General features: G+C 64.7%; 24 protein-coding genes. 9 read left to right on the forward strand and 15 right to left on the reverse strand.

The genetic code is table 11. The features are described 5' to 3' along the window. Window positions 1-95: 95 nt before the first annotated feature. The 3 genes from ACOIX3_RS38230 to ACOIX3_RS38240 form a co-directional block, all read right to left on the reverse strand. Window positions 96-569 (reverse strand): secondary thiamine-phosphate synthase enzyme YjbQ, encoded by a 474-nt coding sequence (locus ACOIX3_RS38230; protein WP_420967141.1) that lies wholly within the window; start codon window positions 567-569, stop codon window positions 96-98. A 164-nt stretch (window positions 570-733) separates the two neighbouring features. After that, window positions 734-1,243, reverse strand: coding sequence for a hypothetical protein (locus tag ACOIX3_RS38235; protein ID WP_420967142.1), 510 nt, complete (start codon window positions 1,241-1,243; stop codon window positions 734-736). Between the two features lie 31 nt (window positions 1,244-1,274). Next, complete coding sequence (locus ACOIX3_RS38240; protein WP_420967143.1) at window positions 1,275-1,898, reverse strand: 2-hydroxychromene-2-carboxylate isomerase; 624 nt, start codon at window positions 1,896-1,898, stop codon at window positions 1,275-1,277. A 275-nt stretch (window positions 1,899-2,173) separates the two neighbouring features. Between ACOIX3_RS38240 and ACOIX3_RS38245 the strand changes: the two genes are divergently transcribed. The 5 genes from ACOIX3_RS38245 to ACOIX3_RS38265 all read left to right on the forward strand — a co-directional run bounded on the left by ACOIX3_RS38245 (window position 2,174) and on the right by ACOIX3_RS38265 (window position 4,800). Then, window positions 2,174-2,545, forward strand: coding sequence for an AtpZ/AtpI family protein (locus ACOIX3_RS38245; RefSeq protein WP_229169536.1), 372 nt, complete (start codon window positions 2,174-2,176; stop codon window positions 2,543-2,545). A 72-nt stretch (window positions 2,546-2,617) separates the two neighbouring features. Beyond that, window positions 2,618-3,367 carry a F0F1 ATP synthase subunit A gene (locus ACOIX3_RS38250; protein ID WP_176533912.1) on the forward strand — a complete coding sequence of 250 codons (750 nt, stop codon included), beginning with the start codon at window positions 2,618-2,620 and terminating at the stop codon, window positions 3,365-3,367. Between the two features lie 55 nt (window positions 3,368-3,422). Further along, entirely contained in the window at window positions 3,423-3,653 is a 231-nt protein-coding gene (locus tag ACOIX3_RS38255) for a F0F1 ATP synthase subunit C (protein WP_016847054.1), read from the forward strand. Window positions 3,654-3,744: 91 nt separating this feature from the next. Next, the gene (locus tag ACOIX3_RS38260) at window positions 3,745-4,311 is read left to right on the forward strand and encodes a F0F1 ATP synthase subunit B (protein ID WP_092123089.1); all 567 of its coding nucleotides are present in this window, start codon (window positions 3,745-3,747) and stop codon (window positions 4,309-4,311) included. Window positions 4,312-4,314: 3 nt separating this feature from the next. Beyond that, on the forward strand, window positions 4,315-4,800 hold the full coding sequence (locus tag ACOIX3_RS38265; RefSeq protein WP_092123087.1) for an ATP F0F1 synthase subunit B: 486 nt from the start codon (window positions 4,315-4,317) through the stop codon (window positions 4,798-4,800). 109 nt (window positions 4,801-4,909) lie between these two features. Here the strand turns inward: ACOIX3_RS38265 and ACOIX3_RS38270 are convergent, their stop codons facing one another. The 11 genes from ACOIX3_RS38270 to ACOIX3_RS38320 all read right to left on the reverse strand — a co-directional run bounded on the left by ACOIX3_RS38270 (window position 4,910) and on the right by ACOIX3_RS38320 (window position 18,626). Beyond that, window positions 4,910-5,557: a hypothetical protein gene (locus tag ACOIX3_RS38270; protein WP_420967144.1), complete on the reverse strand. Its 648-nt coding sequence runs from the start codon at window positions 5,555-5,557 to the stop codon at window positions 4,910-4,912. Between the two features lie 166 nt (window positions 5,558-5,723). After that, window positions 5,724-6,311 carry a GNAT family N-acetyltransferase gene (locus ACOIX3_RS38275; protein WP_092123083.1) on the reverse strand — a complete coding sequence of 196 codons (588 nt, stop codon included), beginning with the start codon at window positions 6,309-6,311 and terminating at the stop codon, window positions 5,724-5,726. A 219-nt stretch (window positions 6,312-6,530) separates the two neighbouring features. Beyond that, a complete protein-coding gene (locus tag ACOIX3_RS38280; RefSeq protein ID WP_420967146.1) occupies window positions 6,531-7,820 on the reverse strand; it encodes a M16 family metallopeptidase in 1,290 nt (429 codons plus the stop codon). Then, window positions 7,820-9,235 (reverse strand): threonine synthase, encoded by a 1,416-nt coding sequence (gene thrC / locus ACOIX3_RS38285; RefSeq protein WP_420967147.1) that lies wholly within the window; start codon window positions 9,233-9,235, stop codon window positions 7,820-7,822. Before thrC ends, ACOIX3_RS38280 begins: the two co-directional genes overlap by 1 nt. A 401-nt stretch (window positions 9,236-9,636) precedes the next feature. Then, window positions 9,637-10,263: a glutathione S-transferase family protein gene (locus tag ACOIX3_RS38290; RefSeq protein WP_420971895.1), complete on the reverse strand. Its 627-nt coding sequence runs from the start codon at window positions 10,261-10,263 to the stop codon at window positions 9,637-9,639. A gap of 182 nt (window positions 10,264-10,445) precedes the next feature. Continuing rightward, window positions 10,446-11,039: a GNAT family N-acetyltransferase gene (locus tag ACOIX3_RS38295; RefSeq protein ID WP_420967148.1), complete on the reverse strand. Its 594-nt coding sequence runs from the start codon at window positions 11,037-11,039 to the stop codon at window positions 10,446-10,448. A 204-nt stretch (window positions 11,040-11,243) separates the two neighbouring features. After that, window positions 11,244-13,688 carry a penicillin acylase family protein gene (locus ACOIX3_RS38300; RefSeq protein WP_420967149.1) on the reverse strand — a complete coding sequence of 815 codons (2,445 nt, stop codon included), beginning with the start codon at window positions 13,686-13,688 and terminating at the stop codon, window positions 11,244-11,246. A gap of 61 nt (window positions 13,689-13,749) precedes the next feature. After that, entirely contained in the window at window positions 13,750-15,252 is a 1,503-nt protein-coding gene (gene glpK / locus ACOIX3_RS38305; RefSeq protein ID WP_420967151.1) for a glycerol kinase GlpK, read from the reverse strand. Window positions 15,253-15,571: 319 nt separating this feature from the next. Continuing rightward, window positions 15,572-16,585: an SGNH/GDSL hydrolase family protein gene (locus tag ACOIX3_RS38310; protein ID WP_420967152.1), complete on the reverse strand. Its 1,014-nt coding sequence runs from the start codon at window positions 16,583-16,585 to the stop codon at window positions 15,572-15,574. 14 nt (window positions 16,586-16,599) lie between these two features. Beyond that, entirely contained in the window at window positions 16,600-17,370 is a 771-nt protein-coding gene (locus ACOIX3_RS38315; RefSeq protein WP_420967153.1) for an SGNH/GDSL hydrolase family protein, read from the reverse strand. Beyond that, entirely contained in the window at window positions 17,367-18,626 is a 1,260-nt protein-coding gene (locus ACOIX3_RS38320) for an OpgC domain-containing protein (RefSeq protein ID WP_342726128.1), read from the reverse strand. The genes ACOIX3_RS38315 and ACOIX3_RS38320 overlap by 4 nt, the downstream gene beginning before the upstream one ends. A gap of 273 nt (window positions 18,627-18,899) precedes the next feature. Between ACOIX3_RS38320 and apaG the strand changes: the two genes are divergently transcribed. Both apaG and ACOIX3_RS38330 read left to right on the forward strand, forming a co-directional pair. After that, on the forward strand, window positions 18,900-19,298 hold the full coding sequence (gene apaG, locus ACOIX3_RS38325) for a Co2+/Mg2+ efflux protein ApaG (RefSeq protein ID WP_092123063.1): 399 nt from the start codon (window positions 18,900-18,902) through the stop codon (window positions 19,296-19,298). Window positions 19,299-19,567: 269 nt separating this feature from the next. Further along, window positions 19,568-19,891, forward strand: a complete 324-nt coding sequence (locus ACOIX3_RS38330) for a hypothetical protein (protein ID WP_420967155.1) — start codon at window positions 19,568-19,570, stop codon at window positions 19,889-19,891. A gap of 326 nt (window positions 19,892-20,217) precedes the next feature. On the opposite strand, the gene ACOIX3_RS38335 is transcribed toward ACOIX3_RS38330, so the two are convergent. Further along, window positions 20,218-20,478 carry a DUF1488 domain-containing protein gene (locus ACOIX3_RS38335; protein WP_092123059.1) on the reverse strand — a complete coding sequence of 87 codons (261 nt, stop codon included), beginning with the start codon at window positions 20,476-20,478 and terminating at the stop codon, window positions 20,218-20,220. Between the two features lie 304 nt (window positions 20,479-20,782). On the opposite strand from ACOIX3_RS38335, the gene ACOIX3_RS38340 reads away from it, so the two are divergent. Together ACOIX3_RS38340 and ACOIX3_RS38345 are read left to right on the forward strand one after the other, a co-directional pair. Next, window positions 20,783-21,562, forward strand: coding sequence for a sensor histidine kinase (locus tag ACOIX3_RS38340; RefSeq protein ID WP_420971896.1), 780 nt, complete (start codon window positions 20,783-20,785; stop codon window positions 21,560-21,562). Window positions 21,563-21,893: 331 nt separating this feature from the next. Further along, a complete protein-coding gene (locus ACOIX3_RS38345) occupies window positions 21,894-22,739 on the forward strand; it encodes a hypothetical protein (protein WP_420967157.1) in 846 nt (281 codons plus the stop codon). Window positions 22,740-22,751: the final 12 nt, after the last annotated feature.

The following is a 22,751-nucleotide window of genomic DNA, read 5'->3' on the forward strand; positions in this document are numbered from 1 at the left end:
CAGTCGACATTTGAAATCAAAATGCATCGGCCGCGGAGCGATCCGCGGCCGATGTCGTTTTGGAAGCCCAGGCCCAGGAAGCGAGGCGCAACCCGTCAGCGCGTGGCGCCGATGAATTGCAGCACGATCTCGCGCCGGTGCGCCCTGGCACGATGCTCGATCAGATAGATGCCCTGCCAGGTGCCGAGCGCCATCTCACCATCGAGCACCGGGACCTGCAGCGAGGTCGCCGTCAGCATGGTCTTGATGTGCGCCGGCATGTCATCGGGGCCTTCGGCGTCGTGACGCCAGCCGCCGTCTTCGGGCGCCGCGCGATCGAGCGCCGTCATCAGATCGAGCAGCACCGTGGGATCGGCATTCTCCTGGATCGTCAGCGAGGCCGAGGTGTGCCGGATGAACAGCGTCACCGCACCCTCGCCGGCACGCACCTCGCGCAGGAATGTTGCAACCTCGCGCGTGATGTCGGTGAAGCCGGCGCCGGACGTTTCGACGGTCAGACGCGACGAGGCGATGCTGGTCGCCGCTGCCAAGGATGGCGCCGAGCGCGTGATGGTCCTCGATGAGTTCATCTGTAACTCTCAGTACGTCGTCCCGGCGAAGGCCGGGACCCATACTCCGCGGCCCTTCGATTTCGAAGGCTCGGAGTTGATATCTTTCGTAATCAACGTGCATCGGTGGTTATGGGTCCCGGCCTTCGCCGGGACGACGCTGTAGAAACAGCGCCGACATCAGCTCAAATCTTGCCGCCATTGACGTCGCGCTGCACGCGGTTGGCCATCTCGATCAGCCGCCGCCAGGCCCGCTCCACGAACGACATCATGCGATCCATGTCGCGGTCGCTCGGCAGCGGGATCTCGATCTTGCGCTCGCCCTCGGCGACCTTCGGCTCAGCCTTCTTCAACGAATCCGATTTCGGCAATGCCTCATCGGTCTTGGCCGGCGGTACGCGCGCAGCGAGCTCGCCTTTCAGTTTGTCGTTGTCGGCTTGCAGGCGGCCGATCTCGGCATCCAGCGCCGCGCGCTCGTCGGGCACCATGTAACAGGCCCAGCCCGCGCTGGAATTGGTGCAGGTCGACACCACGCCGGTGCGGGTGTCGAGCCGCAGGAAGCCATCGCCGGCCGGCGACAACGCGTAGCGGCCGTTCTCGGTATCGGGCGCGGTTTGCGCGAGCGCCGCGCCGCTTGAGATCAGGATGGCAACGATTGCGATGGACAATTTCGAGGACGACATCGCGATGGGCATGGCTTGCTCCGCCTCAACCTGATTCCTGCCCCTAGACCACAGAGCTATAGGGCTTGCGACCTGACTTCAACGCGTCCTCGAGCAATTCGATCCGGTCCTGCCCCCAGAACACCTCGCCATCCAGCACATAGCCGGGCGAGCCGAACACGCCGGCGTCCAATGCAGTCTGGCGATTCTGCTCATAGGCCGCGCTGATCGCATCGGAGCCCGAGCGCTCCACCAGCTGCCGGCCGGGCAAGCCTGCATCGTCGGCGAGCTTCACCAGCGTCGCAGCATCGGCAAGATTGAGCTCAAGCTCCCACACCGCGGGATAGGCGCGTTGCAAGAATGGCTCGGGGTCGAGGCCGGCCTCGAGCAGCGCCATCACGACGCCATCGGCAAGCCGCCCGTTGAACGGCCAATTGGCTGGCTGCAGGTGAAAATTCAGCCCGCGCTTGTCGCGCCAGCGCTGCAACTCGATCATCCGGTAGCGCTGCCGCACCGGATGGCGCTGGGCGAGCGGCTGCCCGCCGGTCTCCGAGAACAAATCGACCAGCAGCACGGGCCGGTAATTTACCTTGAGATCGTAAGTGCTTACGAGCCGCACGAAGGGCTTGTGACCGATATAGGCCCAGGGCGATTGCAGCGAGAAGTAGTAATCGATCTGGCGTGACATGCGGAACCTTGACTGCATGAGGGATAAGGACTTTCGGCGATCCCAGCAGAGCCGGAAATGCCAGGCAACATCGCTTCAAAGCATACAAGCTGTTGCACTGCGAACACTGCGTCACTCTGACCTTGAATATCTTCAAATAAATCCAGCAGAATCAAAGCAATAACTGGTTACGACGCAATCTTGACTTGATTAGACGCGGTAAGTATGGTCCGCGCGGCTTTTGACGGGGACGGGCGCAATTTCCATCATCCGCGGCTTCGGTTAGTGTTTGCAGCATGGCTGAGAACACCAACGACGGCGCAGGTGGAAGTCGCGATCAATCGCCTCCTGACGAAGCTGCGCTTTCCGCAAGGCTCGGAAGTCTCGATCATCGGTTGTCAGAAATTCGCGACAGCCGCAGGAGCAAGACTGATCAATCCGGTACTGAAAGCGGGGACAGTGCCGCCAGAGCTTCGGCGATGGCGCTCGGTTTCCGCCTTTCCTCGGAGTTGATCGCGGGCGTTGTCGTCGGAGCGGCGATTGGCTGGGGATTCGACCGTTTGCTGTCGACGTCGCCATTCGGCTTCATCGTGTTAACGCTGCTCGGCTTCGTCGCCGGCGTGTTCAACGTGGTGAGGTCCGCGGGCGTGGCCTCGGGCAAGCGCTGAGCGCTGGCGGGAAGTCACGACATTTGAAATTCGATTACCGGCACGATGGCCGGTGGACCAAGAGCCGCGCGGATGAAAATCGACCCGATCCACCAGTTCAATATCGAGCCCCTCTTCACGCTCGGCCACATCGGCAATCACACGATCGCCTTCACCAATTCGTCGCTCTACATGTTCATCGCGGTGCTGCTGATTGCACTGCTGATGCTGGCGAGCGGCCGGGACCTGGTTCCGGGACGGCTGCAGTCGGTCGCCGAGATCTCCTACGAGTTCGTCGCCAGCACGGTTCGCGGCAACGCCGGTGCGGAAGGCATGAAGTTCTTCCCGCTGATCTTCTCGCTCTTCATGTTCATCTGCGTCTCGAACCTCGTGGGCATCATCCCCTATACCTTCACGATCTCGAGCCACCTGATCGTCACCGCAGCCCTTGCGCTCCTGGTGTTCTTCACCGTCCTGTTCTACGGCCTCTACAAGAACGGTCTGAAGTTCTTCAAGATCTTCGTCCCCTCCGGCGTTCCGCTGTACATCCTGCCGCTGGTCATGTTCATCGAGGTCCTGTCGTTCTTCCTGCGGCCGGTCTCGCACAGCGTGCGTCTGTTCGCCAACATGCTGGCCGGCCACATCGCGCTCAAGGTGTTCGCGGGCTTCGTCGCTATGCTCGGCTTCTCGCTGGGCGCGCTCGGCTGGTTCGGCGGCGTGCTGCCGCTGGCGCTCACGGTCGCGCTGTACGCGCTCGAACTGCTGGTCGCGTTCCTGCAGGCCTACGTGTTCGCGATCCTGACCTGCATCTACCTCAACGACGCCATTCATCCGGGACACTAAGCGGTCCGGGGAATCTCCACCCACCAATCTGTCTATCTTTCTCAAGGAGCTACAAATGGAACCGGCAGCAGCAAAACTTATCGGCGCGGGCATCGCGTGCATCGGCATGGGCGGTGCGGGCGTCGGCGTGGGCATCATCTTCGGCAACTACCTCGCCGCTGCGGTGCGTAACCCCTCGGCCGCTCAGGGCCAGTTCGGCAACCTGATCTTCGGCTTCGCCGTGACCGAAGCGCTCGGCATCTTCTCGCTGCTGATCGCGCTGCTTCTGCTGTTCGTTCCGCTCTGAGCGGCACCCCGGTTCCGCTTTAGCGGTAACCCGTCGCGCCGCCCGAAGGTCATCTCAAGGGCGGCGCGCATGACAGCAACAGGAGAACACCGTGGCTGAGAGTCATGGCGAGGCAAAAGGCCAGAATGCCGGCGCCCACACCGAGGCCGATGGCGGACATCACGGCGGAACCTTTCCGCCGTTCGATTCCTCCAATTACGCCTCGCAGCTGGTGTCGCTGGCGATTGCATTTGTCGCGCTCTATCTGATCGTGTCGCGTATCGCCCTGCCGCGTGTCGGCGGGACGATCGATGCACGCCAGAACAAGATCGAGGGCGATCTGGCCGAGGCGCAGAAGCTGAAGGACGAGTCCGACGCGGCGCTGAAGGCCTATGAAACCGAGCTGGCGAATGCGCGCTCCAACGCGCAGGCGATCGGCAACGAGACCCGCGAGAAGCTGAACGCGGCCTCGGAAGTCGAGCGCAAGGCGCTGGAAGAGAAACTGGCGGCCAAGCTCGCCGACGCCGAGAAGCAGATCGCAACGACCCGGACCAATGCCATGAGCAACGTCCGCGGCATCGCGGCGGATGCGGCCGGCGCCATCGTCCAGCAACTCGCCGGCGTCACGCCGGACGCGAATGCGGTCAACAGCGCCGTCGACGCGTCGCTGAAGGGATAGACGATGTTTTACGAACCGGAAACCTGGGTTGCGATCGCCTTCGTCATTCTGCTGGTCGTGTTCGGCTATCTCGGCGTCCATCGCACCCTGCTGACGGCGCTCGATCATCGTGCCGAGCGCATCAAGGCCGAGCTGGATGACGCCCGCCGTCTGAAGGACGAGGCCAACAAGCTGCTCGGCGAATACAAGGCGCGCCGCGCCAGCGCGGAGCGCGAAGCCGCCGACATCATCTCCAACGCCAAGGCCGAAGCCGAACGGATCGCGGCTGAAGCCAAGGCCAAGATGGAAGATTTTGTCGCCCGGCGGACCAAGACCGCCGAGGGCAAGATCGCCCAGGCCGAGGCCCAGGCCGTGGCCGATGTGCGCGCCGCAGCGGCCAACGCCGCCGTGACCGCCGCCTCGACCATCCTGTCGCAGTCGGTCAAGGGCTCGGTTGCCGACGACCTCGTCGGCAAGGGCATCGCCGAGGTTCGCTCCAAGCTGAACTGACGCGATCACAACGCCTTCAAGAAAAAGGCCGGCGCGAGATCATCGCGCCGGCCTTTTTCTTTGTTCCTGCCGCTTTCCTATTCTACCGGCCCCGTCACGGCGGCGGCCGCTACTTCTTCTTGTGCGGCGCGCGGGCCTTGGGCTCCGGCTTCAGCGCCTGCGGATCGAAGCCGATATAGAAGATGTAATCGTCGTTCTCCGCGGCCGACGGCGCCGGATAGACGACATCCTCGGCGACAAGGCTGAACGGCACGCTGCCGCTGTCGTCCATCTGCACCGTGGTGGTGTAGGCCTTGGTGGCGATGGTCTTCTCGCCGACGCCGCCCTTCACCACGGCGACGCGCAGCGGCACCTGGATGGTCGGCGGTGCGCCTTGAGGGCCAACAATGATCCGCCCCTGGATACCGATCTTGGCCGTGATCTGGCCGCTGTTCAGATTGCATTCCCGGGCCGTGCGCGTGATCGAGGCCAAGAATTTGACATCGTTGCCGACCGCTTCCTTGCCGTCCACGGCCACCGAATAGGTCGAGGCCCCGGAGCGGATCTGCACCGGCGGGCAGGTCAGCCCGGCGTCGGCATCGTTGAGCGGCTGCGACGCCGCCGGCGTCGCCGGCTTCGAATCGGACGAACCGCCGCCGAACAGGCTCTTGAAACGGTCGCTCAGCGACTGCGCCGAGCTGGCCTCCGGCAACAGGGTGGCACCGAGACCGATCGATACCGCCGCCGCGAGCGCGAACCTGATCACCCTGTCACCCATGCGATATCCCTAAAGCCCCCAAACCAGAGTTCCCCGTTTCGCGCGCGTTATAGCAAGCCAATGGCGGCGAACCCAAGGCATGTTGAAACGGCATGTTGCAAAGGCATGTTGAAAGCATCCTGAAACGGCTCGGATACGGCCCGCCATCAGCCAATAGGCTTAAGACTCAGCCGCGGAAATCCTCGTGCAGCAGGCCGAACAGCAAATGGTCCTGCCAGATCCCGTTGATGCAGAGATAGCGCCGCGCCAGGCCCTCGCGGGTGAAGCCGCACTTCTCCAGCACGCGGATCGACGATGCATTGGAGGGAATGCAGGCCGCCTCGATGCGATGCAAGTTGAGCTCGCCGAACAGCGAGGGTAGCAGCACCCGCAGCGCCGTCGTCATGTAGCCGCGATGGGCGTGCGGCAGGCCGACCCAATAGCCGATCGTGCCGGCCTGCACGATGCCGCGGCGGACATTGGCGAGCGTGATCCCGCCGATCATCACCCCGTCCGATTCGCGGAAGATGATGAACGGATAGGAGCGGTCGGCGGCGATATCCTCGCTGTAGCGGCGCAACCGGCGGCGGAAGCCGGCGCGGGTCAGGTCGTCGGACGGCCAGATCGGCTCCCATGGCGTGAGATAGGCGCGGCTCGACTCGCGCAACTGCGCCCATTGCGGGAAATCCGACATTTGCGGCGCACGCAGCAAAAGCCCGTGCCCCCGCGGCATCAGCGCAGCCGGTCCACCGGACGGCAAACGAAACAGGGCCATGGCCCAACACTCCCCCGCCAAGCTGCTCCCCCTCGCCCCGCTCTGGTGGGGTGAGGGTCGGGGCGAGGGGCCGTTTCCGCAAACTCGGCCTGCGGATAGCCCCTCACACCCGAAGCCTTCAGCCATAGCCGAGGCTCCGCCTCGGCTATGTCCGTCAACGGCCGCCGGTAGGCGGCCTCTGCTCTCCCCCCCGCAAGCGGAGCGGGGTAAGCAGAATTCTTAGTGCAGCAGCGTCTTTGCCTTCGACTTCGTCAATCCTTCCGCAAAAGACACTGCCGTGTCCAGACCCCTGCCGCTGCCGAGTGCAACGACGGCGGGCCGGCTGCGCGACAGCAGCGCGCGGGCGGCGTTGCGGCTCGATTCGACCGAGACCGCGTCGATCCGCGCCACCAGCTCTTCCACCGTCTGCGGCCGGCCATAGGCTAGCACATGGCGTGCCAGCTGCTCGGCCCGGGATGAACAGCTTTCCAGCGCCATCAACAGGCCGGCCTTCATCTGCGCCTTGGCGCGGGCGACCTCGGCTTCGGTCAGGGTTTCCACCGCCTCGTTGATGACGTCGACGATGACTTCCATCATTTCCGGCGCGTCGGCCGGATCGGTCCCGGTATAGAGGCCGAAGAACCCGGTGTCGGTGTAGGGGGCGTGGAAGGTGTAGATCGAGTAGCACAGCCCGCGCTTCTCGCGCACCTCCTGGAACAGCCGCGACGACATCCCGCCGCCGAGCGTGTTGGTGAAGACCTGCAGCGAGAACAGCGACAGGTCGGTCTGCGGCACGCCTTCGAGCGCCAGCGTCAGATGCGCCTGCTCGAGATCGCGATGCACCACCCGCGAGCCGCCCTTGCCGAACATCGCAGGCTGCGGCGCCGGCGCCGGCGTGGCGTCGAAGCTGGCGAATTTCGCGGCGACGTCCTCGACGACGCGCTTGTGATCGACCGCGCCGGCGGCGGCGACCACCATGTCCGGGGCGCGGTAATGCGTCGACAGATAGCCGCGCAGCGTGTCGCGGTTGAAGGCCTTCAGCGTCTTGGCGGTGCCGAGCAGCGAGCGCCCCATCGGCTGGTCCGGATAGCAGAGCTCGTTGAGATGCTCGAACACGACATCGTCGGGCGTATCCTGCGCCGCGCCGATCTCCTGCACGATGACGCTCTTCTCGCGCTCCAGCTCGTCCGGCACGAAGGACGGATTGGCGAGGATGTCGGAGAGCACGTCGAGCGCCAGCGGCACGTCGGCCTTCATCACCCGCGCGTAATAGGCCGTGGTCTCGGTCGAGGTCCCGGCATTGAGGTCGCCGCCGACCGCCTCGATCTCCTCGACGATCTCGCGCGAGGAGCGCCGCGCGGTGCCCTTGAACGCCATGTGCTCCAGGAGATGCGAGATGCCGTGCTCGTTCGGCTTCTCGTCGCGGCCGCCGACGCCGGCCCAGACCCCGAGCGCCGCGGTCTCCAGATGTGGCATTGTGTCGGTGACGACGGTCAGGCCGCTCGGCAACTTGGTGATTTCAACGCTCATCAGGCAACTCCCTGCTTGGCGGCACGGCTGACCGACAGCACGAAGCGCTCGACCTCGGCGGAATCATTCTTCATCACAGTCATCTGTTCGGACTTGGTCATCAGGCCTCCGAGCCAGGCCGGCAGCTGCGGACGCACCCCGCAGGCGGCCTCGACCGCATCGGGGAATTTGGCCGCATGCGCGGTCGACAGCACGATGTTCGGGATCTTCGAATCCGAGGTGTCGCGGTCGGCGACCGCAAGCGCCACCGCGGTGTGCGGATCGACGAGATCGCCGGCCTCGCGCCAGGCGGCGCGGATCGCGGCCGCCGTCTCGGTCTCGTCGGCGCGGCCGGCGTCGAAATCGCGGCGCACCGCGGCCAGCGTCGCATCCGGCAGCACGAAGCGGCCGGACTGCTTCAGCGAGGCCATCAGGCGGCGGACCTGATCGGCGTCGCGGCCGCTCGCCTCGAACAACAGCCGCTCGAAATTCGAGGACACCTGGATGTCCATCGACGGCGACGCCGTCGCGTGTACCTCGCGCACCTCGTAATTGCCGGTCTTCAGCGTGCGCGGCAGGATGTCGTTGACGTTGGCGGCAATCCGCAACCAGCGGATCGGCAGCCCCATGCGCTTGGCGACATAGCCGGCGAAGATGTCGCCGAAATTGCCGGTCGGCACCGTGAAATCCACCGTCCGCGCCGGCGCGCCGAGCGCGACCGCCGAGGTGAAATAGTAGACCACCTGCGCCACGATGCGCGCCCAGTTGATCGAGTTGACGCCGGACAGCGCCACCTGGTCGCGGAAGCGATGGTTGTTGAACATCTCCTTCACCAGCGCCTGGCAATCGTCGAACGTGCCTTCGATCGCCAGCGCATGGACATTGGCGGCACCGGTCGTCGTCATCATGCGGCGCTGCACTTCGGAGACGCGCCCGTTCGGGAACAGCACGACGAGGTCGACATTGTCGAGATTGGCAAAGGCGTCGACCGCGGCGCCGCCGGTATCGCCCGAGGTCGCGACCACGATGGTGGTGCGCTGCGCCCGCTTGGCCAGCACATGATCCATCAGCCGCGAGATCAGCTGCATCGCGACGTCCTTGAACGCCAGCGTCGGCCCGTGGAACAGCTCGAGCAGGAACTGGTTCGGCCCGATCTGGTCGAGCGGCACCACGGCGGGATGGCGGAAGGTGGCGTAGGCCTCGTTCGCCATGCGGCCGAGCTCGGCGTCGGAAATCTCGCCGGCGGCAAACGGCCGGATGATCTCGACCGCGACCTCCCAATAGGGCCGGCCGAAGAAGGCGGCGATGGTCTCGGGCGACAATTGCGGCCAAGTCTCGGGCACGTAAAGCCCGCCGTCACGGGCAAGCCCGGTCAGCATCACATCGCAGAAGCCAAGCGCCGGAGCCTCACCCCGGGTCGAAATATACCGCGTCAAACCGCCCTCCAAAGGCTTCGATTAGAGCCTTAAGCCTTTGATATCATGGATTTATCGAGTTCGCCGCATGCGACCCGATCTGGTTCACCATAGAAGATCGGACCAACAATGGGTAGCCCGAAGCACGCGCCCCGGGGTCGTGCGGAGTGGCGCGCGGTGTTGCCCGCGAAGACGGCCACCATGCCACATCCACCACGGTCGTCTTGGTGAAAGCTTGAGGCACGCTGCGCGTCTCAAATTCGGCCGTCGTCCCGGCGCAGGCCGGGACCCATACGCCGCAGCAGGTGTCGTTAGCGGGACTCGTCGTTTAGCGATGCGTAACAATCGGCGTTCGTGGTTATGGGTCCCGGCCTTCGCCGGGACGACGATAAGGACGGCGGAGAGAGATGACGATACGCGCGCTAACCGCTCGGCGGCGCCAGCGGTTGCACGATCTCCTGGAACGGCGGCAGTGCCTCGCAGCGCGCGGCGTGGGCCTTGAGCGCCGGATAGCGCGCGTCGAACAGATGCGGATGCGCCTCGCCGGTGAAGCGCAGCGCGCAGGCCACGGCAATGTCGGCATGACCGATGCGATCACCGAGCCAGTATGGCGGCTGCACCGCCGCGCGCTCCTGCTCCAGCACCGCGAGCACGCCCGAAATCTGCGCCTCGCAACGCTCGACCCAGAGTTTTAGCTGCTCCTTGCGCAGCACGCGCTCGTAGATCAGGCTCACCGCCTTGTCGGCGAGCCCGGTCGCCAGCGCCATGATGCGCAGATGCCTGCGCCGCGCGGGCCCCGAGCGCGCGATCATCGCCCGCTCCGGCCCGACCAGCTCGTCGAGATAATCCAGGATCGCACTGCTCTCGATCAGCGCCTCGCCGTCATCGAGCACCAGCGTCGGCACCCGCCGCACCGGATTGTAGGCCGCAACCTTCTCCGCATCGCTAAAGGTCGACCACGGCTTGTGCTCGAACGGCAATCCATAGAGCCGCAGCGCGATCGCGGTGCGGCGGACAAAGGGCGAGTCGTACTGGCCGATCAGGAACATGCTTGCATACTCGTCATTGCCGGGCTTGACCCGGCAATCCATCGCTCCAAGAACTTCTTCGAAGCAAGATGGATGCCCGGGTCAAGCCCGGGCATGACGACGGAACAAGCGGTTGCGCTTTGCACCATCCTAGATGGCTTGCGCCGCGTTGCAACCGGATCATGATCCGGTTGCCTCACGAGCTATCCAATCACCGGCACATGCCGCGCCGCATCGCGCGGCAATCTGCCGTCGAGCCGGGGATCATCCGCCACCTCGATCTGCCGCTTGAACGCACGGAAGCCGGAGCGCTGGTAGAACGCGATCGCGGAGGAATGGTCGAAGGTGCAGGTGTGCACCCAGAAGCGGCCAATGTCGCGCGACCAGGCGATCTCGAGCGCACGGTTCATCAGGAAGCGCGCGGCGCCGGTGCCGATGAATTTTGCGGTGACGCCGAAATAGAGCAGCTCGCATTCGCCTGATATGCTGAAGTCGAGCTCGAGCAGGCCTTCATCCCTGCCATCGACGAGCAGCCCGTAGAGCTCGACGCCGGGCGCGTGAATCCGCGAGGCGAGATCGGCGTCATCGAGCCCCGTGCGGGTGATCCACAGCCACGCCTCGCCGATGCGGCGGTAGAGATCGCGATACCAGTCGACCGCAGGCGGCTCGACCTTGTGCAGGCGCCACGCGCCCGGCGGATCGTCGCCGAGCTGCGGGCGCTCGGTCATTTCCAGATGCGTGACGACGGCGGCGACCTTGCCGTGGGGGACGTCGGAGTAGCCGTCGGGCAGCAGCATCGCGCGACCTTCTTTCCGCGTTGTCGGCGGCCACACACTCGCTGTCGTCCCTGCGAAAGCAGGGACCCATAACCACCGCGGTTTGTTGTTGCGATCGCTGTGGCCCCAGCGCCGCAAAACAACTTGCATTTGTGGTTATGGGTCCCGGGTCGCGCTTCGCTTGCCCGGGACGACGGTGGAGGTTTGGGCCGCCACCGCGCCCCCTCACCTCGGCGTCAGCGCGATCGCCTCGGCGGTTGCGGCTTCCACGGCCGGGCGGCTGTAGAGCAGCGGGACGTATTGGCCGGTGGCCCAGAGCGGTGCGAGGTCGCGGTAGTGGCCGCTGAAGGGATCGCCGGATTGGCCGGGCGTGTTGATGGTGCGGCTCGCATCCCAATTGCCGACATCGAGCACCATGCGGAACGAGGCGCCCGCGGTGAGATGATAGTCGGAGCGGCGATAGGTGGCCGCGCGCGGCACGTTGGCGGCGCCGCCATAGGCGAGCGGACCGACCGACATCTGCGCCGCGGTCGCCTTGTCGGCGAGCGGCATCAGCGCGTGATCGAACTTGGCGACATGCAGACGGCCCCAGCGCCAGGTCGATGCATCGCCCCCGAGCTTGTCGGCGACGTCGGCAACGGCCGCGCCGAGGCTGTCGCGCAGCACGCGGTCGCGTCCGCCGGCGGGGTCGCTGCCGAGCGCGGAGTCGGGCTTCTCGAGATAATCGACGATGGCGGAGATGCTGGAGGCTTCCGGCGCGATCAGCTCGGCCGCCTTCGGCGCCGTGGTCTTGAGCAGCACCGGGCCGAGATGGTTCGCGATCCAGACCTCATAGACGGCGGCCGCCGCGCTGTCCGCAGCGTCGCGCGCGTCCCACGCCTTCAACAGATCGAGGCCCTTCTTCACATTGGCATCGTCGGATGACAGCGGCTTCAGCAACGCGACGAGGCGCCGCGCCAGCATGCCGGTGTCGTCGTTCTGCAACGCCATCGCGTCCGCCAGCGTCACTTCGCTGTTGGCCTGCAGCACCTCGACGATGCGCTGCCAGCGCGCGCTGTCGGACCATTCGAAGCCGACCCGGCGCTCATTGACCGGATAGTCGGCCGGCAGGTTCATCTGGTTGGCGGTGGCGATGAAGCCCTGCTTCGGCTGATAGAGCTTCGGCAGCTCGTCGAGCGACAGGAAACCCTGCCACTCGTAGCGGCCATCGCCGGGCACCGGCATCAGGCCATCGAAGCTGGTCCGGCGCGGCGTCTTGCCGGCGGCGACCCAGCCGATATTGCCGCTCGTGTCGGCATAGACCTGGTTCTCCGACGGCGCGCCCCAGCGCCGCATCGCGCCGAGAAAGCTGCTCCAGCTCTTCGCGGTCATGTAGTCGGACGAGCCGAAATAGGCCGAGGTGCCCGGCTCGAACCAGATCGAGCGCACGGCGAACGCGCGCTTCTTGTCGGCGTCGACATAGATCACGGGTCCGTGGCGGGTGAACTTCAGCTCGAGGTCGCGGTCGGCCTCGCCCTTCACCGCCTCCTTCTCGTGCACGATGCGCATGTCCTCCCAGCCCGTGCCGTAGCGATACTGGTTCGGATTGTCCGGGTTGAGCTCGTAGACGTAGAGGTCTTCCTGGTCGACATTGAAGATGGTGAGGCCGAACGCGATGGTGTCGTTGTGGCCGATCGAGATGCCGGGCAGCGCCGGCTCGCCGGCGCCGATCACGGAGATGCCGGGCGCGTTGAGGCCGACGATGTAGCGCAGCGACGGCACCGAGTGCTCGCGATGCGGATCGTTGGCGAGGATCGGCCGTCCGGTCGCGGTGCGCGATGCCGCGATCACCCAATTGTTGGAGCCGATGGTGTCGCGCTGCTGATCGGCCTCGGCCAAGTATGTGTCGGGATCATGCGCCAGCGCCGCCTTCTGGTCCTTCGGCGCGGCGAACTTCACCGGGCGCGTGGCAAGGTCATAGGCCGCGAGCACGCCCTTCGGCACGCTGCAAGGATCGAGCCCATCGGGAATCTTCGTGGTCCAGGCGGGCTCCAGCTTGACGCGGAAGCGATCGGCATCGAGGCCGGCGGCGCAGGCGACCAGCGCGCGCTTCACCTCGGAGGCGACGTTGCGCGTGAGACCATGGCTGCGGACGCGCACGACATCCTCCGCCGACCACAGGTCCGGCATCGTGCCCGCGATCCTGAACTCGATCGGCAGCGGCCGCTTGCCCGCCTTGACGTCGGCGACATAGGCGTTGACGCCGGCGACGAAGGCCTCCGCATAGGTTTTCGCCTTCGGGCCGTAGGCGGCCCATTCCGCGTTCATGTCGCCGCGATAGAGGAACTGACGCAGCGCCTTGTCCTGCTCGGCATAGGCGGGGCCGAAGTCCTTCGCCAAGAGGCCGAGCCCGCGCTTGCGCCAGAGATCGATCTGCCAGAGCCGGTCGCGCGCGGCGTTGAAGCCCTGCAGGAAGAACAGGTCGTGCTCGTTGCCGGCATAGATGTGCGGGATGCCCCAGACGTCGACCAGGATCTGGCCCGGCGCCTTCAGCCCGGCGACGTCGGTCCTGACCTCGCGCGCCGCCACAAGCGGGCTCGCCTTCTCGCGCGCGACGGCAGGTGCGGCGAGTATCGTGGCGCAGAGCGCGGCGGTGAGTAGTTTCGCGACGCGGTTGAGATCCGTGTTCATTGTTTCTCCGATGGTTGTTATTTTTGGTGCGAGACTTCATCCGGGTTTTTCACCCGGCGCGCTACTCCCCCTCGTCGCTCGCCAGCACGCCCTTCACCGCGCGGCCCCAGCCGGCGAGCTTGCGGTCGCGCGTGGCTTCGCTCATCGCCGGCCTGAAGCGGTGTTCGAGCCGCCAATTGTCGGCGAATTTCGCGGGCTCCGGATAGACGCCGGCCTCGAGGCCGGCGAGATAGGCCGCCCCTAACGCCGTGGTCTCCTGGATCATCGGGCGATCGACCGGCGCGTTGAGCAGATCGGCGAGCCGCTGCATGGTCCAGTCCGATGCCGTCATGCCGCCGTCGACGCGCAGCACGGTGTTGGCGGCGTTGGCCTCCGGCCAGTCGGTGCGCATCGCGGCCCACAGGTCGAAGGTCTGGTAGCAGACGCTCTCCAGCGTCGCATGTGCGATCTCGGCCGGGCCGGTGTTGCGGGTGAGCCCGATCAGCGCGCCGCGCACACGCGGATTCCAGTACGGCGCGCCCATGCCGACAAAGGCCGGCACCAGATAGACGCTCTGCATCGAATCCGACTTGTCGGCGAGCGGGCCGGTTTCAGCGGCATGCTTGATGATGCCGAGCCCGTCGCGCAGCCACTGCACCGCGCTGCCGGCGACGAAGATCGAGCCCTCGAGCGCGTAGGTGCGCTGGCCATTGAGTTGGTAGGCGATCGTGGTGAGCAGCTTGTTCTTCGAGGCCACCGGCGTGGTGCCGGTGTTGAGCAGCGCGAAGCAGCCGGTGCCGTAGGTCGACTTCATCATGCCGGGCTCGAAGCAGGCCTGGCCGATGGTCGCGGCCTGCTGGTCGCCGGCGATGCCGGAGATCGCGATCGGGCCGCCGAACAGATCCGCCGTGCTCTCGCCGAACCGGGCGGAGGAATCCTTCACCTCTGGAAGCATCGAGCGCGGCACGCGCAAGAGATTGATGAGGTCGTCGTCCCACGCCCCGGTGTGGATGTTGAACAGCAGCGTGCGCGAGGCATTGGTGGCGTCGGTGGCGTGCACGCGGCCGCCGGTGAGCCGCCACAAGAGATAGCAGTCGACGGTGCCGAACAGCAGCTCGCCGCGCTCCGCGCGTTCGCGCGCGCCCGGCACGTGATCGAGGATCCAGGCGACCTTCGTCCCGGAGAAATAGGGGTCGATGATCAAGCCGGTCTTGGCCGAGATCGCCGGCTCATGGCCCTCGGCCTTGAGTTTGGCGCAGATGTCGGCGGTGCGGCGGTCCTGCCAGACGATGGCGCGATGCACGGCCTGACCAGTGGCGCGGTCCCACACCACGGTGGTCTCGCGCTGGTTGGTGATGCCGATCGCGGCGATGTCCCGCGCTTTAAGGCCGGCCTTCTCCAGCGCCTCGCGGCACACCATCACGGTCGAGGTCCAGATGTCCTCGGGCTCGTGCTCGACCCAGCCGGAGGCCGGGAAATGCTGCGGAAACTCCTGCTGCGCGACCGCGGCGATGGAGATGTCGCCGCGAAACACCATGGCGCGCGACGATGTGGTGCCCTGATCGATGGCCAGCACGAAAGACATGAGCGTTTCCCTTAAGGCTTCGTAACAGGCGCCAAGGGAGCGGATTACCGCGGCGAGGTCAAGATTGCTGGCGCCTGTGGGGATGGTCGAGGCAAGCCCCGCCACGGTATCAATCCCGTCATCCCCGCGCAAAGGCTTCGCCTTTGTCGCTGGAGGAGCGCCAACGGGTCCGCGCGAAGCGCGGCCCGATGACAGGCTCCGCGCGTCTCGAAGGATGCACGGCCACAGTCGGGCCGTCGACCCTTCGAGACGGCCGCTACGCGGCCTCCTCAGGGTGACGGTGACAGGCTGGATGCCGGGAGAGAGGTAGCAGCGCCGATCACATCGGCCGGTAGGTCCTGACGTCGCCGGGGACGTTGACGCCGATCTTGATCGCGCCGACCGAGCGGATGATGTCGTCGCCGAGCAGCTGGGCGAAGCAGGCATAGCCCCAGTCGTTCATGTGCAGGCCGTCGGCGGTGACGAAATCGTCGATCGGGATCGCCTGCCTCTCGTGCCAGTCACGCATCACCTCGAAGCGCGGGAAGATGCCGACATGGCGCAGCGCGGCGATGCGGCCGAGCAGCTTCACCATGCCGCGGGCGCTTTCCGGGCGCTCGGTGACGCGCGGCGAATATTGCGGATCGACCAGCACGACATCGGCGCCGTCGGCCTGGATGCGCGCGACGCCGTCCTCGACCTGCTTGGCGGTCTCCGACGGATCGAGGTTGCGCAGCACCGCGTTGGTGCCGACCTGCCAGATCACCATGTCGGGATGCACGTCGAGCACTTCGGTCTGCAGCCGCCTCATCATCTCGGGTGCATCCTCGCCGCCCTTGCCGCGATTGAGCACGCTGATGTCGGCCGACGGATACTGCCGGCGCAGCTGCGCGGCGAGCCGGCTCGGATAGGTGAATTCCGGCGCCGACGAACCGTAGCCCTGGGTCGAGGACGAGCCGAACGCGATGATGACGACGGGCTTGCCGGCGGCGAGCTTGGCCGCGACATGCGGCAGCGAGCCGGTCGAGTTCGGCACGCCGGTCGGCTGATGGCAGGGCACGCGGTGGAAGATGTCGCTGGCGGATTTCGCGACCTGCTTCACCTTGTCGAGCGCCTTGGCGGCGACGCCCGGTTGCGGCTGCGGATTGGCCGCATCGGTTTCGACCGCGGCGGGCTTCGCAGCATCGGTCCTGGTTGCTTCAGTCTTTGCTCCTGATGACAGCGCCGCATGCTGGTCGGCCTGGCCGGTCTGCGCGCACAACGGCAGGGTCGAGAGCGGCGCGAGCAACACGAGCGCCGCAACGGCGCGCAGGCTCCGCCCTGCGGCGAAACGAAAAGGGAAGGCAAAACGCATCAACTCGGCTTCCTCTAATTCTGCTGCACCGGGCCCAGATGGGCCGCATCGATCACGAATTTCGCCAGTGCGCGGCCGAGACAGGCATGAACCTTCTTGGCCAGATCGACACCGTGCGAGGTGCTGAACAGGTCAAAATATCCGGCGTCGCTCCACTGCTTCATAATCGCGAACCGGTCGAACAGCGGAACGTCGTGCTGCTGCGCAACCACCTTGATATTGTCGAGATATGGCGGCGCAGAGATCATCGTTTCCGTACGCGGGCTGTATTGCAGATTGACCAGCACCACGTCGGTCCCGGCGCCCCGCAACGCAACAACGCCATCGTTGATGGCGGTGCGGAAATCGTCAGGATCGACTGCTCGCATAGCATCGACCGTTCCGGTCTGCCAGATAACCAAAGTAGGCTTTTTTGCTTCAACAAGCTTAACAAGAGTTCCCGCGGTCTCCTCGGCGGTGCTCTTTCCCTGTAATTCTACGGATAGATCGATGGTGGCGGCCGGAAACGCCTCCTTCAGCGCCGCCTGCAGCGTGGCCGGATAGGCGCTCGCCTCGTTGCCGGGGATGGTCGAGGAGCGGCTGCCCACCACCAGCACACTGAGCGGCTTGTTGGCCTTCACCGCGTCGGTGACCTTCGGCAGCGAACTCTCGCTCGCCAGCAGATAGGCCGGCACGTCGCAGGGCGGCGCCGGTGCCGGCTCGACGGTATCGCCGGCGCGCGCGGGCGCGGCCGCCAAACAGGCGACCAGCAGCGTCAGGCTCAGCATCGTCCACCCGGACTTCATGCTCCCCCTCCCGCCAGATCGGCGTTGCCGGCGGCACCTTTTTTCGAGGCGCCTTTGTCGGCGGAGTGCTTGTACCACGAAATAATCCACGCCATGCCGCACATGATGAGGATGCCGCAAACGCTGATCAAGGCGTGCAGTGCGGCACCGCCAGATACTTCGGCAAGCACGAAGTGACCGGCAAAGGCGAGGAAGACCCCGAGACAGAATATCTCAAGCGAATGCTGGCCACACAGGATCAATGGTCGCAGCCAGCGCGATTTCAAGCCCGGCCAATCCCGGGGCAGGAAGCGCACGGTGAGTGCGGCGAGCGCCAGGAAATGCGCGAACCGCAACACGTCCAGGTCGGTCTTGTTGATCGGATACATCCATTGCTCGATCACCTTCGGCATGATGTGGCCGAGCTGCGGCACGTACCAGGTCAGCGTCACGAAGAACGCCGCGACCAGATAGACGATGCAGATCCACATCGTGATGTTCGACGACAGGATGCGCGACATCCGCCGCGCGCCGCCGAGAGCGCACCAGGCGCCGAACACGAACAGCAATTGCCAGGCGAACGGATTGAACGCCCAGAAGCCGTTCGGATAGGCCGAGAGGTAAAGATCGAATTGCCAGGTCAGCGCGTAGAGCAGGACCGACAGGCCGAGCGTGACATCGGGCTTCCACTTCATCAGCCACAGGATCAGCGGCAGGAACAGCATCAGCACGATATAGAGCGGCAGCACGTCCATGTTGACCGGGCGGAAGCGCAGCAGCAGCGCCTGCACGATGGTGACGTCGGGCTGCTTCAGGAAGTCCATGATCCCCATTTCTTCGCTGTAAAGCGGGTTCTCGAACGAGGTCGCGACATAGGAGATCTCGGCGAGGAAGATCGTGAACAGGAAGACGTGCGCGACATAGATCTGCCAGACCCGGCGCAGGATGCGCGCGGTCGCGATCACGAAGCCGCCCTCCAGCATCGCGCGGCCATAGACGAAGGCGGCGGTGTAGCCGGAGATGAAGATGAAGATCTCGGTGGCGTCGGAGAAGCCGTAGTTGCGGATCGTCAGCCAGGTCAGAAGATTGGTCGGCAGGTGGTCGATGAAGATCAGCCACAGCGCGAGCCCGCGGAACAAATCGAGCCGGAGCTCGCGCTCGCCGGTCGCCGGCAGCGAGATCGCGGGGGCCGCCGCCACGGCTTTCGCCTTGACCTCGGCATCGGCCTTGGCGTCGGCCACCGGCGAACCGGCTATCGGATCGGCAATCGAGCTCATCAAACACCGTGTCGGCTGCGGGCGCCCGCAGGTCGTGCTGAAAAGATAATATCGGTCCACAACTTGCCGACAAAGCACAGAGTGCGGCGACATGCGGCCGCGCTTTAGAGCGGAACTATGTTGAAACCACGATGAACAGACGGCCCCCGGGACCGGCTTTTCACGGCCTGCCCGGCGATTGGTTCCGGCTGACCAATTGGCTATGATGGGCGCCTGTTTGCGCGTGATCCGGCCGAAAGCGGATTTTGCGCCGAGATCATCGGATTGAGCCGTATGTACCGCGCCGTTACCCGCCAGATCGAAGTCACCGTCGAGCCGAACTTCATGCCGGAGCGCTCGTCGATCGACCGGCGCGAGTATTTCTGGTCGTACAAGATCGTGATCGTCAATTCGGGCCCGGAAACGGTGCAGCTGCGGACGCGGCACTGGATCATCACCGACGCCACCGGCCGCCGCCAGGAGGTGCGTGGCGAGGGCGTGGTCGGCGAGCAGCCGGTGCTCGCGCCCGGCGAGCGCTTCGAATACACCTCCGGCGTGCCGCTGCCGACCGCCTCCGGCTTCATGACCGGCAGCTACCAGATGGTCACCGAAGCCGGCGAGCGCTTCGACATCGACGTGCCGACCTTCTCGCTGGATAGCCCGAGCCCGGACGGGAAAAGGGTGCTGAATTAGCCGCGCTGTCCGTCTCGCCGCGCCCCAAGCAGTCACCAGGGATGCGGCCCGTCAAATTTCTGAATAATGGAAATAGTTGCGGGTTTTCGTGATTTGCCCGACGGGCGGACGCGCACGGCCGGCCTCGGTTCCTCGTCATTTCAACGTGCCATTGCCTATTGGGGCGGCACGGCCGCCGCGCGATCAATGCAATCGACCGGCCGGCGCTAGGAACCAACGGCTCGCGAGACTCTTGGCTCCCTGACACAAGCACTTTTTGGAGAAATCATATGAAGAATCTCGCGATCTATTTGGCAGCCGGCGCAAGTGCCCTTGTCATGACTGCCACAAGCACGGCTTTCGCCGCACCGCTTTCACTCGGCGCGTCGGTCGGGCCGGAGAGCAACATCCAGAACGTTCGCATGGTTTGCGATGACTCCGGCCGTTGCTGGCGCGCACGTGGCGAACGCCGCGTCATCGTCCGTGAGCCCGATGAATCCTACGGGTACGTGCCTCGCGAGCGCTACATCGAGCGCCGTGGCTATGACGAGCGTGGCGGCATCGGGTTCCGCGCTCCGGGCGTGAGCGTCGGAATCGGAACCGACCGCTACTGAGGAAACGCATCGACGTCAGAACGGCCGCGGAGCAATCCGCGGCCTTTCTTTTGGAGACGCGGCATCTCGAACGGCGTGGACCTGGGTCCACCGGACGCCTGCCCCACCCTCACAAGTGAGGGGCACCGGCGCATCGCATGCGCTCGAGAAGCCAGAAAGCCCCGATCGCAACGAACGAGAGCACGAAGATTGCTCCGCACGCCAGGAAAGTCTGTAGGAAGCTCGTATCCATGACATCCTCCTTTTGATCGCTCGCAAGGGTGGCGTGCGACGAGCGCGCTCAATCCGCCAAATTGTCGGGCGTGATCAGATCGAAGCCGCCGGTTTCAGAAATTCGCGGCGACCAGATCGTAAGACCCCCTGCTTCCGCGGACATAGACCCTGGCCGCAGCGGCACATATCCGATCGCGGTTGGCATCGAAGGCGTGCAGAAGGCCCGGCTCGTCGAGGTAGGCATCCGATTGAAGTCGCTTCAATGCGCCTTCGGTGACGAAGAACGATGCCTCAATAGCACTGTCATATCCCCAAAACCGCACGGCGCGCCGCGTTTGGTCGTATGAACGACTATGATTTGGAAATTCAATCATGGGTAAGGCCTATCAGGTTTGTTGCCACAGCTTGTCGTGATCCGCGACGCGCGCATTGAAGCGACGTGACGTCTGGTCGATCGGATACAAGATTTGGCAGCTAAGGCTTCGCGCTTCCGCAAGGGGGATGCTGTAACAATACAGTTGCGCTGCTGATCAGGTGGCTACTCCGCTGTCGAATGACAAGCCCACTCGGCACGGATCGGGGCAATCGCTCGGGTTTTTCGTGCCGGATACGTCCAGATTCGCCCGATTGCGCAGAAAACATTCGCCGAAAGGCCAGCTTATGATGATACGGTCGGTGATGTCTCCAGCCGACCTCCGCACAGACCCGGGTGCTGCAAGCAACTTGGCACCGCAGCAGGACCTTGTGGCGGAAGAGAATGTCAGCCTTCGGCTTCTGCTCGCGCAGGCCGCGATCGATGCCCAGAGTTTGCTGACCGCAGCCGGCATCGACGCCAAGGAGCGCGAAGCGGCCGACAAGCTGCAGAGGATGATCCTCGAGGAGCTGCACCACCGCATCAAGAACACGATCGCAACCGTCGGTGCCATTGTCTCGCAGAGCCTGCGCAACCTGGCAGGGGTCGAACATGCGCAGCACGCCATCGAGGGCCGGTTGCTGGCGCTCGGGCGGGCGCACGATGTCCTGCTGCAGGCAAGATGGAGCAGCGCGGATCTCGGCACCGTCGTCCGCGGCGCCACCGAAGCCTTCAACAATCCGGATGAGCCGAAATTCTCGATTTCGGGACCCGGTATTCGCATGACGTCGGGCGCCGTCATTGCCATCGCAATGACGCTCAACGAGCTCTGCACGAACACCACAAAGTTCGGCGCCCTGTCCGCCCCACAGGGGCGGATCGATATCAGTTGGACACTGGATCAACCAACACAGCGCTTGCATCTGACATGGACCGAGAAGAACGGTCCGGCAGTCCACCCTCCGGAACGGCGCAGTTTCGGGACTCAATTGATCGAAACGCTCGGCAGGCAGCTGCGCGGCGACGTGCAGCTAAGCTATGAGCCGACCGGTCTCGTTTACACATTCGACGCACCATTGGCTTCTCTTACTTCGTCAACCGCATAGCCGACGTCCCGAACGCACGCCGAAGTCTGGATATGCTCCCCTCCGACTGCGAATTGAGTCGACTACCGGACGTAAGGGGTATCTACTGCGGTGATCACTGCTCCGCCTCTGGCCGATACCGGTGACTGAGAGTGCTGCAAGCTCCCGCCAGTAACCAGGAGAGCTTTATGCCGATTGCCCAACACAGCCAGCCTGAACCGCCACCTCATGATCTGCCGGCGTTGGAAGCCGTGAGGACAGGAGATGCTGCGAAGCCATTCCTGCCCGGCCTTCAGCGCGACGCGATGCTTCGCAAGGCCCGGCTGGTCGAAACCGCCTCGCACATCAGTGATTGGCTGACATCACCCGGCCTGCGAACCCCGAGCTGACTCTTGACGAGAAAGCCCCGGTACGGGGCCGGCTCAGGCCGCCATTCCTCCGATGCCACCGGGGCCTGGCCTCCGGTCGCCTCTCACCAAGCGACGGCTTCGACATTGCTTCCAACTGTGCTTCAGGAACTGGCGACCGCGGCGAACGTTGTCGCGGTGCAGATATTCACGCGCGCCATCCGATTGGCTTGTGCCCGGTGATTTGTGGCCTCGGTGCTCGTTATTCGACCGTTTGCCTCCCATATACAAATCAGTCCTCGTCAGCCATCGAGATTGGTCGGAATGCGCGGAGACCTCCAAGGAAAGGGCCCGCCATGTTTAAATCTCAGCAGTACCGCACCAAGGCAGCCGCATACGGCGAACTGATCAAGCGTTCGAGCAGTCAGGGCGAAAGCCGCAAGTTTCAAGAGCAGCAAGATCGGCTCGCTTCGCTCGCGGATAACGAGCAGGGATTGGCGGACAATTTCGACAACGCAATAAACCTTGCGGAGCAGGACCGCTCTCGCGGCGCCGCCCTTGCCGCCGAAGAGGAATACGTTCTGCGGTGTCTCGGCGCGGCCATTATCATGCAATGGAACGTGCTGCCGAAGGCGCTGCAGCGGGAAATCTTCGACACCGCCGGATCGGTCGGAAAATTGTTGGAGACGTCTGCGCTGCGCGGGCAGATCGCGCGCTTCCTGCACAAGCACAAGGATGATGCCGGTCGCGACAAGATTCTGGAGGCGCGTCAGGACGCGAAATCTGGCGCTGCGGCTTTGTCGCGATGGGACAATGAAGGAGGTGCAGTCCCCGATGGACTGCCGATGTGAGCCAACGACGAC

Source organism: Bradyrhizobium sp. B120 (assembly GCF_049075665.1).
Taxonomy (GTDB): Bacteria; Pseudomonadota; Alphaproteobacteria; order Rhizobiales; family Xanthobacteraceae; genus Bradyrhizobium.

Coding starts and splice junctions, on each gene's coding strand:
- ACOIX3_RS38230 (WP_420967141.1), bottom strand. CDS start 569: ATGAACTCATCGAGGACCATCACGCGCTCGGCGCCATCCTTGGCAGCG.
- ACOIX3_RS38235 (WP_420967142.1), bottom strand. CDS start 1,243: ATGCCCATCGCGATGTCGTCCTCGAAATTGTCCATCGCAATCGTTGCC.
- ACOIX3_RS38240 (WP_420967143.1), bottom strand. CDS start 1,898: ATGTCACGCCAGATCGATTACTACTTCTCGCTGCAATCGCCCTGGGCC.
- ACOIX3_RS38245 (WP_229169536.1), top strand. CDS start 2,174: ATGGCTGAGAACACCAACGACGGCGCAGGTGGAAGTCGCGATCAATCG.
- ACOIX3_RS38250 (WP_176533912.1), top strand. CDS start 2,618: ATGAAAATCGACCCGATCCACCAGTTCAATATCGAGCCCCTCTTCACG.
- ACOIX3_RS38255 (WP_016847054.1), top strand. CDS start 3,423: ATGGAACCGGCAGCAGCAAAACTTATCGGCGCGGGCATCGCGTGCATC.
- ACOIX3_RS38265 (WP_092123087.1), top strand. CDS start 4,315: ATGTTTTACGAACCGGAAACCTGGGTTGCGATCGCCTTCGTCATTCTG.
- ACOIX3_RS38270 (WP_420967144.1), bottom strand. CDS start 5,557: ATGGGTGACAGGGTGATCAGGTTCGCGCTCGCGGCGGCGGTATCGATC.
- ACOIX3_RS38275 (WP_092123083.1), bottom strand. CDS start 6,311: ATGGCCCTGTTTCGTTTGCCGTCCGGTGGACCGGCTGCGCTGATGCCG.
- ACOIX3_RS38280 (WP_420967146.1), bottom strand. CDS start 7,820: ATGAGCGTTGAAATCACCAAGTTGCCGAGCGGCCTGACCGTCGTCACC.
- ACOIX3_RS38290 (WP_420971895.1), bottom strand. CDS start 10,263: ATGTTCCTGATCGGCCAGTACGACTCGCCCTTTGTCCGCCGCACCGCG.
- ACOIX3_RS38295 (WP_420967148.1), bottom strand. CDS start 11,039: ATGCTGCTGCCCGACGGCTACTCCGACGTCCCCCACGGCAAGGTCGCC.
- ACOIX3_RS38300 (WP_420967149.1), bottom strand. CDS start 13,688: ATGAACACGGATCTCAACCGCGTCGCGAAACTACTCACCGCCGCGCTC.
- glpK (WP_420967151.1), bottom strand. CDS start 15,252: ATGTCTTTCGTGCTGGCCATCGATCAGGGCACCACATCGTCGCGCGCC.
- ACOIX3_RS38310 (WP_420967152.1), bottom strand. CDS start 16,585: ATGCGTTTTGCCTTCCCTTTTCGTTTCGCCGCAGGGCGGAGCCTGCGC.
- ACOIX3_RS38315 (WP_420967153.1), bottom strand. CDS start 17,370: ATGAAGTCCGGGTGGACGATGCTGAGCCTGACGCTGCTGGTCGCCTGT.
- ACOIX3_RS38320 (WP_342726128.1), bottom strand. CDS start 18,626: ATGAGCTCGATTGCCGATCCGATAGCCGGTTCGCCGGTGGCCGACGCC.
- apaG (WP_092123063.1), top strand. CDS start 18,900: ATGTACCGCGCCGTTACCCGCCAGATCGAAGTCACCGTCGAGCCGAAC.
- ACOIX3_RS38330 (WP_420967155.1), top strand. CDS start 19,568: ATGAAGAATCTCGCGATCTATTTGGCAGCCGGCGCAAGTGCCCTTGTC.
- ACOIX3_RS38335 (WP_092123059.1), bottom strand. CDS start 20,478: ATGATTGAATTTCCAAATCATAGTCGTTCATACGACCAAACGCGGCGC.
- ACOIX3_RS38340 (WP_420971896.1), top strand. CDS start 20,783: ATGTCTCCAGCCGACCTCCGCACAGACCCGGGTGCTGCAAGCAACTTG.